The sequence below is a fragment of the Enterococcus sp. C46 genome (assembly GCF_040887565.1).
Classification (GTDB): Bacteria; Bacillota; Bacilli; order Lactobacillales; family Enterococcaceae; genus Enterococcus_B; species Enterococcus_B lactis.
The window spans coordinates 213,970-226,758 of sequence record NZ_JBFOGA010000002.1 but is presented as its reverse complement, the minus strand read 5'-3'; the positions used below and the strand labels follow the sequence as shown (position 1 = coordinate 226,758).

The following is a 12,789-nucleotide window of genomic DNA, read 5'->3' as shown; positions in this document are numbered from 1 at the left end:
TTTCGTATCCGTTTTTTCATTCTAATCTATTATAGCGAAAAAACACGAAAATGCTATATTTTTCTGAAAATTAATCCTTTTCAATTTCCAATAATGAGTAAAGTTCTTCTAAAGAATCGATTCGATAAGTGGGTTGGATCTCTTCGATTTCCGGCAATTTGTTTTTATTGAACCAAATCGTATCGATCCCTGCCATGTTCCCTCCTTTGATATCAGAAGTCAGTGAATCGCCAATGATCACCGTCTGCTTTTTATCAAGATCAGGAATGCGGGAAAATACATGATCAAAAAATTCTTTCATCGGCTTTTGCGCTCCAACAGCTTCTGAGACAAATATATCCTTAAAATAATCAAGCATTCCTGCATCTGTTAAACGCTGATATTGAGTATGCGACACACCGTTCGTTACAATATAAAGTTCGGCGTGAGGGTGGACCTTTTTCAGAAGTTCTAGACTCCCTGGAACAAGGTCATGTCCTTGGTTCAAGTAGTGACGATAGCGTTTCTCCATTTGGCGACTATCTACTGTTTTCCCAAATTGCTGGAAGAGTAATCCAAAACGACTGCCTGTTACTTCTTCTCGTGATAGTCTGCCCTTTTCAAATTCCTGCCATAAATGATGATTCAAAGCCTTATAGCTCGTTTTGATTTCTGGTGTCAACGTGATTCCTTGCTCTGCGAACAAAGTACTTAAAGCATTTGCTTCAGTTTGTTGAAAGTCTAGTAATGTATCATCAACATCAAACAATAAAGTGTTATATCTCATCTTTTTGATCTCCTATTTAAAATAAATACTTAACTTTTTCATCTCTGCTAGCGTCAACGATCGGTACTCGCCTACTGCCAACTGTTCATCTAATTCCAATGGTCCCATGCTTAACCGCTTCAATGCGATCACTTTCTTTCCTTGGGCTAAAAACATCTTTTTGACTTGATGGAATTTTCCTTCTTGGATCGTCAATAAAACAGTACTTTGGTGCTTGTCTGCTTTGAGTATTTTTAGATTAGCCGGCTGGCACTGGTACCCATCAGCGAATACGATTCCTTTTTCAAATGCTGCTACGTCTGCTGATGTCACCCTTTCGTTCACCACTGCTTGATAAGTCTTTGAGACCTTTTTTTCAGGAAGGAGCATTTCATATCCCAATTGGCCATTCGAAGTAATCAGCAACAGTCCTGTTGTATCTCTATCCAGTCTTCCCACCGGATAGAGCGGCTGAAAACGATCGGCACTTGCAATCAGATCGATTACCGTCGTCTTTTCTGGATCTGACACGGCAGTCACAGCTTTTTTAGGCTTGTTGAGAAGATAATAGGACTCATTTGTTTCTAAATGTTCACCTGCTACTTCAATCCGATGCAGCAAACTGTCTACATTTCGATTTTGTCGAAATTCGACTGTGCCATCGACCATCACTTGCTTCAAAGCAAACAGCCGCTTCATTTCCTTACGTGTCGTTTCTAATTTTTCTTCTATTAATTTATCTAAGCGCATACCGTTTCCTTTCTTATTACTAATAAGAATTATACCTTGAATATGTTTGCTTGCAAATAAATCAGCAGCGTTATTCCTTGACTTAACCAGTAGTTCGCGTTACGGTTAAAGAGTAAAGTGAATTGGATTTCTCATACACAGCGTAATGACCTGGTGGAGAAAAGTTGAATCCTGACTTTCTAAGGGGAGATGCGCACATCTCTCCTTTTGCGTTTTTTTAAGCGCCCTGCCTTCGATGATGTGCACGAGATTAGCCTTTAGAATTCACTTAAATAAAATCTGTCCGTTACCAAAGCAGACAGTCACATTTTAAGGAGGAATTTTGGTTATGTCAGTATCATTAGAAGTAAGTAAAAGAGAAGTACGTCCCCGTTCATTAAGAAATAAACTTCGTCACGAAGGGAAAGTTCCAGCTGTTGTTTATGGGTATAAAATAGAAAGTACCCCTATCTCATTCGATGGTTTGACACTAAGCAAATTGTTGCGTGAACATGGAGCAAACACAGTTATCACGATGGACATTGACGGACAAAAAGTCAATACATTGGTTCATAAGATTCAAACGAACACTTTTACTAATCATTTCGAACATGCAGAATTTCTATCTGTCAACATGTCGGAAGAAACAGAAGTCGAAACAGAAGTCGTTCTTGTTGGCGAATCAATTGGTGTTAAATCGGGTGGAGTGTTAGCTCAAAACTTGTATACAGTAGTCGTATCTGCTACACCAGACAAATTGCCTGAACGAATTGAAGTCGACGTGACAAACTTGGAATTAGGCGATTCTATTACAGTAGCCGATCTTCCAAAAAACGACGATTACAAGTTCGTGACCGACAGTGAAGAACAAATTGCTGCTGTAGTCGCTCAAAGTGAAGAAGAAGAAAGCACAGGTGAAGGCGGCGAACCAGAAGTAATCGGTTCAAAAGAAGAATAATACTGAAACAATCAGGTGGTGTTAGAAGTGGCGGGTCAGCAGCTTTTAACACGCCTTTTTTATTTCTAATCGTTTATTTTCATATGGGGCTTCCACTTTTGTAAATAGCTTTGCAAACGAAAAATCCTGATTTACCAAGCTTTCCCTCGCATATTTTTATCGTACCTTTATAAAAATTTATACTTTGAAAAAAAGTATTCAATTATTGTTGCATTTTTCCTGATTCTTTATTAGAATGAACCCTCGTTAAAGTAAGTATTTCTAGTTTATCCTATGATTGATTATAAAAATAAAAACATTCGTTGATTCGAAGGAGGTTAACCAGATGTTTGAAAGTTTTGATAGCAGCCGCAACCGTTACGCTTCAGTTGGTGTAGTATCAAGTTTGCCAGATGAATTGATTGACAGTATATGGTTTATTATTGACCTAGATCTTAAGGGAGTCATTCCATTAGAAAATATATTAACCTTTGATTTGATCGAAAATCGTGGAAAAGTGACGATGCATTTTTCTCAAGCAGGAAGCAATGTGGAAATGGATATTGATTTGCCGTTTGCCTATTCGAACCAATTTCCTGCTCAAGTATACGCCTATGATGACGGTACGAGAGAAACGATCCTTTTACCAAGTGAGATCAGACAATATTAAGATGATAGATAAACGTGGATGTCCCTTTTTTTACAGACCAGGCCAAGTTGTTGATTCTTTGACTCAATTCTTGGCTTCTTTTTATGGAATTTCATCAATTATCATTGATTTCTAATTGGTATTCTCAGGATAAACGCTATATACTACTAACTAAATTTTAAAGATATAAGGAGTTTAAAAGATGCGCGATTTAACAAAGGGAAGCCCCGCTAAACTGATTTTGCTGTTCACTGTTCCTTTACTGATCGGAAACGTTTTTCAGCAGTTTTATAATATGATCGATATGATCATCGTGGGTCAGACGCTAGGTAAAAATGCGCTGGCAGCGGTTGGTGCAACTGGAAGCCTGACATTTTTGATCATTGGTTTTGCCCAAGGGTTAACAGCTGGTTTAGCCATTATTACTGCACAACGTTACGGTGCAAAAGATTATCGGGGTCTGAAGAAAAGTTTTGCTGCTAGTGTTGTTATTAGTCTTGTCGTCACTGTGATTTTAACCGTCCTGAGTCTCCTGTTTATTCGTCCGATGCTTCAGTTGATGCAAACTCCTCCTGAAATAATTGATCAAGCACAAACGTTTATTTCAATTATTTTGTTAGGAATCTTTGCATCCGTCAGTTTCAATTTGCTTTCTAATGTCATTCGCGCACTTGGTGACAGCCGCACACCATTATTCTTTCTGATCATTGCGGTTATCATCAACGTCGTACTTGATTTGATCTTTATTATCTATTTTGGTATGGGTGTGGAAGGTGCAGCTATTGCTACCGTAATCGCACAAGTTTCTTCTAGCGTACTGTGTCTTGTGTATATCAAGAAAAAGATGCCTTTGTTACAGTTACGCAAAAAAGATTTCAATTTTGATAAAGAAGAGTTTCGTGTACATCTAAATGCAGCTTTGCCAATGGCGTTCCAGTCTTCAATCATCGCTGTCGGTGCTATCGTATTACAAGCGGCACTAAATAGCTTAGGGACAGATGTTGTGGCTGCTCAAGCCGCTGCTGGTCGTATTGATCAATTTGCCAATCAACCGATGATGTCATTTGGTATCGCAATGGCGACTTTCACTGCACAAAACTATGGTGCAAAAGAATATGGTCGAATCTTGCAAGGTGTACGACAAACTTTATTGATGAGTGTCGGATTTAGTCTTTTAGCAGGTGCTATCGTCATTTTCTTTGGACATTTCTTTGTTCAACTGTTTGTTAGCCCATCAGAAACACATGTATTTGAATTAGCACAAACCTACTTCAATATCAATGGGTCTCTTTACTGGATCTTAGCAGTCCTGTTCATTTTACGCTACACGCTTCAAGGTCTTGGACAAAGCAAGATTCCTACGATCGCCGGTATGATGGAATTGCTTATGCGTTCTTTTGCAGCTATCGTTCTTACAGGAATGTGGGGGTATCCAGGAGCCGCAGCAGCTTCTCCTCTAGCTTGGATCGGCTCTGTTGCAGTGTTGCTTTACTCTTACATGCGTTCGATGAAACAATTGAAACATATGGGTGAAGAGGAACATTTCACGTTAGAACATGCCGAAGCAAGGTAACCTTGATTAAAAGAAATCGGTGCGGCTAAAAATGAAAACTTTTATTGAAAATATCTTCTTCGTTTACCGAAAACAGTTTTTTTAGATAACAAAAGGCTGTGACATTTTTTGTCACAGCCTTTTCCTACGATTAGTCAAGTAAAAGGTGCAAGAAAAATAGCTCGTAAACGAAAGCGACAAAATCAAGGCACACCAAATAAAGCCCCGTTCGTAAAAAAATTTTCGATCTGGGCAAAGAAGTGGTATACTGTAAGTGGTTTAGTTAATGGTCCACTGAGACCGCGTACGCATAGTCGTACTCTGTATGTGCCCTAACCATAGCGTGCATACATTTCAGAAGCTTGTTCATACAAGCAACTGTGGCAACCTTCTCTTTCTTAGGGATAGGTTGCTTTTTTAATTTGTAGTAACAATCGACAATATGATTAGGAGCTGCGCGTTGCTGGCGAATCATATTTCGAATGGTGAAGAAAATAATTTTCCGTGCTTTGGGATTACCACGCTTATTGATGCGGTCTTGGCCAGTATACTTACCTGATTGATACCGTCGGATGTCGATTCCGACAAAAGCATTCAATTGTTTATGGGTTTTAAATCGTGTGATATCTCCTAATTCACCGAGCAATAAAGCGGCTGTGAGTGCGCCAATCCCAGGGAACGTTTGGTACAACAAAAAGCAAGGAGACCCTTCGGCTTTTTTGATCATTTGTGTCGCCAGTGCTTTTTTTTGTTCGAGTAAATCTTGGAGAAGTTCGGCGTAATAGATCGTTTTTTGACAGTGGATACTGTCTTTTTCAACAGCTGGATAGGCACACTGTGCATAGTGGATGATTTGATCTGCCTTTTGCTCGGCACGATTCGCGGAGATTTTTTTCCGTGTTTCGTTGATCAGTTTATTTTTGTCCGAGTAGATGCCAATACAAAATCTGGATGGGGAAAAAGACGGATCAATGTCAATGCGTAAGGGGTCAGCCTGTTTGAAAAGAACTGTTCAAGCTCTGGAAAAGTCAATTGAAGGCAGTTGTGTAAATCCATGCGCAGACGAGTGATTTTCTTCTCAATTTCTTGATAAAAACGGGCTAAATCGCGCATCTCTAAGTAAAAATTGCTTTGTACTTCTTTTGGCTGACGTTGATTTTTAAGATGAGTCTGTGCGAGCCGGTGGGCATCCGATTTATCTGTTTTCCAACTGCGTAAGGTGCTTTCTTCCATCTGTTTTTTCGCTTCTAACGGGTTTAACAAACAGTAAGAAAAGTGATGATCTTGAAAGAACTTTTCGACTGGTCTGGAATAAATCCCCGTTGCTTCAAAAACAATCAATGGACGTTCAGGCAAGTGCTGGATCTCTTCGAGTAATGCATGAAATCCTCTTTGAGTGTGTTCGATCTCGTCTTCAAATAAGCAGGTGTCGTCTTTGTATAGGACACTGTAGCTGTGTCCCATTGAAACATCTAATGCAAGAATGTAAGGCATTTGTTTTCCTCCTTTTTAAGTTTTGAAAGAACTTTACTGCTTCATTTCGATTCCAATTTCCTATACACGGGCTCATGGCCCCAACATACGTAAACCTGATTCTAAAATGACAGTAAAGAAGTTCGGTTTTTGATAGGGACTCGTAGTCCTCAAGGCTTTGTTCGAACTTTCTTTCACTCTTCACTATAATCTAAAAATAGAAAATAGAGGAGAACATCATTCGTCAATGATGTTCCCCTCTAATCTTAGTATGTTTTTCTTTTATTCTGCATCTCTTTCCATGGTCTCTACTTTGAAATAATCGATATGCGCATGCTGGTATTCTAATACCGTGAAACGGAATGAGGCAATCTCAATGATCGTTCCTGCTTTTATTTCTTTATATCGGCTAGAAGCAAATCCCGCAAGTGTAGTAAAATTCGTTTCTTCAAACTCTGGAATCTCTACATGAAAATAACGTTGAAAATCATCTAATGTTAGTTTGCCGGAGATGATATAAGAGCCATCTGACTGTTCCGCTATCAACGCTTCGTCCAAATCTGTCTCATCCCGGATTTCCCCGACGATTTCTTCTAAAATATCTTCAATCGTTACTAAGCCGCTTGTCCCTCCATATTCATCTTTTAAGATAGCAATATGTTTTCCTTTTTTTCGCATGATCGTCAATAATTTTTTTATAGGGATTGTTTCAGTTGTTACGATTGGCTCTTCAATCAAATGTTCTACTGTCAGTTGGTCATCTTTATAAGATTGCTTGATCAAATCTGGTAAGGTAACATAACCTAGAACATTGTCTTTGGATTCTAAAATCACCGGATAGCGAGTATGTCCTTGCTCAATCGAAGCTTTTATCGCTTCTTTTACTGTTTCCGAAGCTTCGAATACTTGCATAGACGTACGATCTACTTGTATATCTTTTGCCAAGGTATCATCAAATTCAAACACGTTTTCCAAATAATGATATTCTTCTTTGGTTAACTCACCTTTTTCATAAGAATTCAATGCGACTAGTGTCAGCTCTTCTTGAGACAAGGTTTCTTCTCCTTCAGATACGAGGCGCACACCTAAAAGCTTTCCTAGACCCGCTGCTGAATGATTCAATACCCAAATAAAAGGAAACATTACTTTATAAAAATAATGAAGCGGTTTGACTACGAACAAGACGACCTTCTCCGTATTGACGATACTATAGCTCTTAGGAAGCAGTTCGCCAATAACCACATCGATATACGTCACTAAAATAAATCCTAGCGCCACAGAGATTGTACTGCTGATAGCTGAACTGAAAGGTAGTTTACCGATCACTGGTTCCAGTAGAGCCGCGACAGAGCCTTCACCGACCCACCCGATGATCAACCCGGTTAGCGTAATTCCTAATTGACTAGCTGATAAATAATTATCTAAATGGTGTGTAACATGAAGAGCTAGCTTGGCGTTCTTCACGTTTTCCTTTTCTAATTGTTCCAATTTTGATCGTCTGATTTTCACTAAAGCAAATTCACTTGCTACAAAAAATGAAGTAATTGCGATCATCAAAAATAAAATAATGAAATTGATAACCATATTCTCCCGCCTTTCTCTTTTTCTATTGTACCCTTTTTCTACAAAAAAATTGAAAATAATGCGTATTTATATTAGGAGTAAAAAAAGAGATGTGGCTGAAAAATGCCACATCTCCTTCCTATTAAAAGGATTGCGTTACTTGTTGCTAAACAGCTTTTTCATGATCTCTGATAAAAACGGTATTCAAAAGCTGAATTTAGATCAAAGCGCTACTTTCACAACCGCTCTTTCAACCATGTTTTCCGAGTATTTCCAATGATAAGCGGAACAGTTTCATGTTTTACTTCGCTGTACTCTAGCCCAAACCATGTTTCTGGCGAGGTAGCGATTTTTTTGATTGCCAGTTTTGCCTGCATGATTTGACGTTGCCATTTTCCTAGAGTTGTCACATTTGAGACTACTTCATCAATCAGAACAAATTGGAAATCGCCAACTTCCCGTCCCGGTGTCAAAGAGTATCTTTGTGGCTGTTTTGGCAAACGACCTTGTTTCATCAAATCATGGATGACTTGGCGAACATATACGTTAATTTCCTGTTGGACCCTGAAACCTAAGAACAGATTCACTTGGACAATAAAGTCGGTGCCCATCATATCTACTTGATATTCTTTCGTATATGGCTCATCCGTCACTTCCACATGAACAAACCAATAGACTCTTGCTCTTTTAGGTCGCTTATCTAAAATCGAATAGATGAACTGTCGTCCCACTTTATCTTCAGCCATATCAGGAACTAGGAAGACAACATTCGTCTGATAGATTGGTAAAGAAGCATCATCACGTAATTCTTTAAGCTGTGGGATATAATCCCTCAAAGACACATCCTCTGTTGACGATTCGCGGATAATGTTCCCTTGTTCCCAAATGAACATCACGACTAAGATGATCAAACCAATCAGAACGGCTACAAAACCGCCACGGAAGAATTTGACGACACTTGAGATAAAGAAAACGACTTCTATTGCACCAAAGAAAAAGGTAACTAAATATGCAAACCAACGAGAATGCCCATTTTGGATAAGATAAAAGTAAAGCAATGCCGTCGTCATCAACATGGTCACCGTGATCGACAGACCATAAGCAGCTTCCATATGATGGGAAGTTCGGAATGTGACGACCACTAGAGAACAGGCGATCCATAGAATCAGATTGACTGCTGGGATATACATTTGCCCGATACTGTTCCCAGGATACATGATCTTTAATCGAGGCAGCAGTTTCAACTTGATGGCTTCCGAAACCAGCGTAAACGAGCCTGTAATCAATGCTTGCGAAGCAATCACCGCAGCAACTGTTGCAAAAGCAACGCCAATCACGATCCAACTTTGAGGCATCATTTGGAAGAATGGATTCAAGTTCTTGATTTGCTGTGCTTCAGGGTTTTGATAAACATTCAATAACCATGCAGCCTGCCCAAAATAATTGATGACCAAACAAATTTTGACGTAAGGCCAGCTCAAACGAATATTTCGTTTGCCGACATGTCCAAGATCGGAATAAAGCGCCTCTGCACCTGTCGTAGCCAAGAAAATATTTCCAAGAATGAACAAGCCTAATTTGTTATCTGCACTAAAAAGCAGCTGGAGTGCGTAATAAGGGTTCAATGCACGGATAACTGTCCAATCCTGGCTAAAATTCAGCAACCCCATTACTCCTAAAAAAGTAAACCAAGCGAACATGATTGGTCCGAATGCTTTTCCGACAATATCTGTACCAAAGCGTTGGACCATGAATAAGACAAAAATAATAACTAAAGTGATAATGACGATCACGTTCTGGTTATTACCGAACCGGTCAAAAAACTGCGGAATTCCCCGCAATCCTTCAATCGCAGTCGTTACCGTCACAGCAGGGGTCAATACCCCATCTGCTAGTAAGGCAGCTCCTCCGATCATTGCAGGAATAATCAAATATTTCCCACCTTTTCGGACAAGTGTGTAGAGTGAGAAAATTCCACCTTCCCCATGGTTATCTGCATTTAGTGCAATCACGACATATTTGATCGTTGTCAGTAGAGTCAATGTCCAAAAAATCAATGAGACTGATCCGATAACAAAATCAGGATTAATTCCTGTCAATCCGCCATTATCTTCAACAATCGATTTCATCACGTAAAGCGGACTTGTCCCGATGTCACCGTAGACGACTCCCATCGCTACAAGCAGGCCAGCCATTGATATTTTTTTGGTATTGTGCGTTGTTGCCACGTTTTCCCCTCATTTCTTGTTATATGGATATCCTTTAGGTAAGGTTGAATGATAGACGATATTCTTATCCATGACACCCGCTTTCCTAAATTGCTTCTAATTATCCAAGTAACACACTGAAGTGTCAACTTATTTGAATAAAATTATTCTTTCTTTGGTCGTTCCCTGATACGTCTTGCCACAAATGAATAAAGCGCAAGGCAAAAAATTGCACCCAATAGTGCTGGGATCAAATAAAAACCGCCAAGTTCCGGTCCTAGCGGTCCTAGTAAAAATTCGCCAAGCCAGCTGCCTAAAAAGCCGATAATGATATTTCCAGATACACCACCTGGGACCTCCTTTCCCAAAATGGCACCAGCTATCAAACCTAACACACCGCCGATAAACAACGACCATAAAAAGTTCAGCATAGCCTTCCCCTCCTTCGTCCTTTTATCTCACTTTTATTTTACGCTTTATTTAGAAGGACTCCAAAAATATGCACCAAGAAACTTCAGTAAAAAAAGAGAGATGACAAAAATCGTCACCTCCCTTTTTTTCGAATAATTGTTGTTCTCCTGTCAACTTCTTGATCACAAAACACAATATTCATAAGAATTAAAATTATTTTGCTTCGTTTTTCGTTGAACCATCTTCATTCAACATTGCTTTTCTTGACAGATTTACGCGTCCTTGTTTATCGATTTCCGTTACTTTCACAAGGATCTCATCACCTAGTTTAACAACATCTTCGACTTTATTGACACGATCGTTTGCCAATTGAGAAATATGGACAAGTCCATCTTTTCCTTTGATCAAGTTGATGAATGCACCGAATTTTTCGATACGGACAACTTTCCCTAGATAAACTTCACCGACTTTGACTTCTTTTGTCAGATCTTCGATGATCTTGATGGCTTTTTTGATCATTTCTGCATCAGCAGAAGCAATACTTACTTTTCCATCTTGATCGATATCGATTTTTACACCCGTTTCATCGATGATTCCATTGATCGTGTCTCCGCCTTTACCGATGACATCTTTGATTTTAGCAGGTTCGATCTGGATCATTTCGATTTTTGGTGCATATTGGCTTAATTCTTCACGTGGAGCAGCAATCGTTGAAGTCAATTCTTCTAAGATTTCCATACGTGCTTGTTTTGCTTGAGTCAATGCTTCAGTTAGGATTTGTTCTGTGATTCCTTGGATCTTGATATCCATCTGCAAAGCAGTGATACCATCTTTTGTACCGGCAACCTTAAAGTCCATATCGCCAAGATGATCTTCCAGCCCTTGGATATCTGTTAAGATCGTATAGTTCTCACCATCAGAAACAAGTCCCATCGCAATACCGGCAACAGGTGCTTTGATTGGTACCCCTGCGTCCATCAATGCTAACGTGCCAGCACAGATACTTGCTTGGGAAGAAGAACCATTTGATTCCAATACTTCTGCTACCAAGCGGATCGTATAAGGAAATTCTTCTTCTGAAGGGATTACTTGTGCCAATGCTCGTTCTCCTAATGCGCCATGTCCGATTTCCCGACGTCCTGGAGATCCTGCACGTCCTGTAGAACCAACAGAAAACTGAGGGAAATTGTAGTGGTGGATGAATCGTTTGCTGACTTCAACCCCTAAACCGTCAATGATTTGGTGCTCTCCTAAAGGTGCGAGTGTACAAGCAGATAAAGCTTGTGTTTGTCCTCGTGTGAACAATCCTGATCCATGTACACGTGGCAATAAGCTGACTTCTGATGACAATGGACGGATTTCATCCAATTTACGCCCGTCAGGACGGATTTTATCGATGGTAATCAATTCACGTACGACATCTTTTTCTAAATCTTCCGTGATTTGTTTGACTTCTTTCAATAAGTGATCTTCATCTTCGTGACCTGCAAATTTCTCAGCGTAAGCTTCACGAATATCGAGTTTCACTTGCTCAATGTTCTCTTCGCGAGCAAGTTTTTCTTCGGTCATTACTGCTGCTTTCATTGTAGCGTAAGAAGCATCAAAAATTTCTTTTTTCAATACTTCATCAACTTGCAGTAAAGTGACTTCCATTTTTTCTTTTCCTACTGCTTGAACGATTTCTTCTTGGAAAGCAACTAATTCTTTGATAGCGTCAAAACCAAACAGCAATGCACCAAGCATGTCTTCTTCTGAAACTTCTTTCGCGCCACTTTCAACCATGTTGATCGCTTGTTTCGTACCAGCAACAGTTAATTCGATATCTGTTTGTTCTGCTTGCTCTACCGTTGGATTCAAGACATACTCACCATTTACACGACCAACTTCTACACCCGCGATTGGACCATCAAATGGGATATCTGAGATTGATAGTGCTAAAGAAGAACCTAACATCGCTGCCATAGCTGGTGAACAGTCAGTTTCTACACTCATAACGATGTTCGTTACTTGGACTTCATTACGGAAGCCTTCCGCAAACATCGGGCGGATTGGACGGTCGATCAAACGGGCAGTCAATGTTGCTTCTGTACTTGGACGACCCTCTCGTTTGATGAAACCTCCAGGGATTTTCCCTGCTGCATACATTTTTTCTTCATAATTGATCGTTAATGGGAAAAAGTCTGTATCTTTTGCTTCTTTAGAGGCCACAGCTGCACTTAAGACCACTGTATCTCCATAACGGACTAAAACGGCTCCGTTTGCTTGTTTTGCTAGCTGACCGACTTCGATTTGTAAGGGACGGCCGCCCCATGTCGTTTTGAATACTTGTTTTTCTGACATAACTTCTCCTTTTCCTTCTCGTGAAAGCAAGACGCTACTAAACAAATGAAAACTGCCGAAAGCCGTTTTTTGAGCAGCTTTCATTTGGTTAGTAGGAGTCCATCTAGCTTGATCACGGAATTTTGCTTAATTGATATACGAGTAAAAAAAGTGAGATTCATGTGAATCCCACTCTTTTTGACT

9 protein-coding genes and 1 pseudogene are annotated in these 12,789 nt (G+C 39.7%); 3 read left to right on the top strand and 7 right to left on the bottom strand.

Annotated features, from left to right (window positions below; all coding sequences use genetic code 11):
- Positions 1–70: 70 nt before the first annotated feature.
- Positions 71–766, bottom strand: coding sequence for a YjjG family noncanonical pyrimidine nucleotidase (locus AB3I27_RS04295; protein ID WP_002309760.1), 696 nt, complete (start codon positions 764–766; stop codon positions 71–73).
- Positions 767–778: 12 nt separating this feature from the next.
- Entirely contained in the window at positions 779–1,495 is a 717-nt protein-coding gene (locus AB3I27_RS04290) for a 16S rRNA pseudouridine(516) synthase (protein WP_002312433.1), read from the bottom strand.
- Between the two features lie 328 nt (positions 1,496–1,823).
- On the opposite strand from AB3I27_RS04290, the gene AB3I27_RS04285 reads away from it, so the two are divergent.
- The 3 genes from AB3I27_RS04285 (at position 1,824) to AB3I27_RS04275 (ending at position 4,633) form a co-directional block, all read left to right on the top strand.
- Positions 1,824–2,432 carry a 50S ribosomal protein L25/general stress protein Ctc gene (locus AB3I27_RS04285; protein ID WP_002309762.1) on the top strand — a complete coding sequence of 203 codons (609 nt, stop codon included), beginning with the start codon at positions 1,824–1,826 and terminating at the stop codon, positions 2,430–2,432.
- 325 nt (positions 2,433–2,757) lie between these two features.
- Positions 2,758–3,081: a DUF960 domain-containing protein gene (locus tag AB3I27_RS04280; protein WP_002289744.1), complete on the top strand. Its 324-nt coding sequence runs from the start codon at positions 2,758–2,760 to the stop codon at positions 3,079–3,081.
- Positions 3,082–3,262: 181 nt separating this feature from the next.
- On the top strand, positions 3,263–4,633 hold the full coding sequence (locus AB3I27_RS04275) for an MATE family efflux transporter (protein WP_002293436.1): 1,371 nt from the start codon (positions 3,263–3,265) through the stop codon (positions 4,631–4,633).
- A 262-nt stretch (positions 4,634–4,895) separates the two neighbouring features.
- Here AB3I27_RS04275 and AB3I27_RS04270 read toward each other — a convergent pair.
- The 5 genes and pseudogenes from AB3I27_RS04270 to pnp all read right to left on the bottom strand — a co-directional run bounded on the left by AB3I27_RS04270 (position 4,896) and on the right by pnp (position 12,606).
- Positions 4,896–6,106: pseudogene (locus AB3I27_RS04270) on the bottom strand (IS110 family transposase).
- 261 nt (positions 6,107–6,367) lie between these two features.
- Positions 6,368–7,669 carry a hemolysin family protein gene (locus AB3I27_RS04265; RefSeq protein WP_002309763.1) on the bottom strand — a complete coding sequence of 434 codons (1,302 nt, stop codon included), beginning with the start codon at positions 7,667–7,669 and terminating at the stop codon, positions 6,368–6,370.
- 215 nt (positions 7,670–7,884) lie between these two features.
- Positions 7,885–9,876 carry a KUP/HAK/KT family potassium transporter gene (locus tag AB3I27_RS04260; RefSeq protein WP_325908063.1) on the bottom strand — a complete coding sequence of 664 codons (1,992 nt, stop codon included), beginning with the start codon at positions 9,874–9,876 and terminating at the stop codon, positions 7,885–7,887.
- Between the two features lie 143 nt (positions 9,877–10,019).
- Complete coding sequence (locus AB3I27_RS04255; protein WP_002293441.1) at positions 10,020–10,286, bottom strand: GlsB/YeaQ/YmgE family stress response membrane protein; 267 nt, start codon at positions 10,284–10,286, stop codon at positions 10,020–10,022.
- 193 nt (positions 10,287–10,479) lie between these two features.
- A complete protein-coding gene (pnp, locus tag AB3I27_RS04250) occupies positions 10,480–12,606 on the bottom strand; it encodes a polyribonucleotide nucleotidyltransferase (RefSeq protein ID WP_002344721.1) in 2,127 nt (708 codons plus the stop codon).
- Positions 12,607–12,789: the final 183 nt, after the last annotated feature.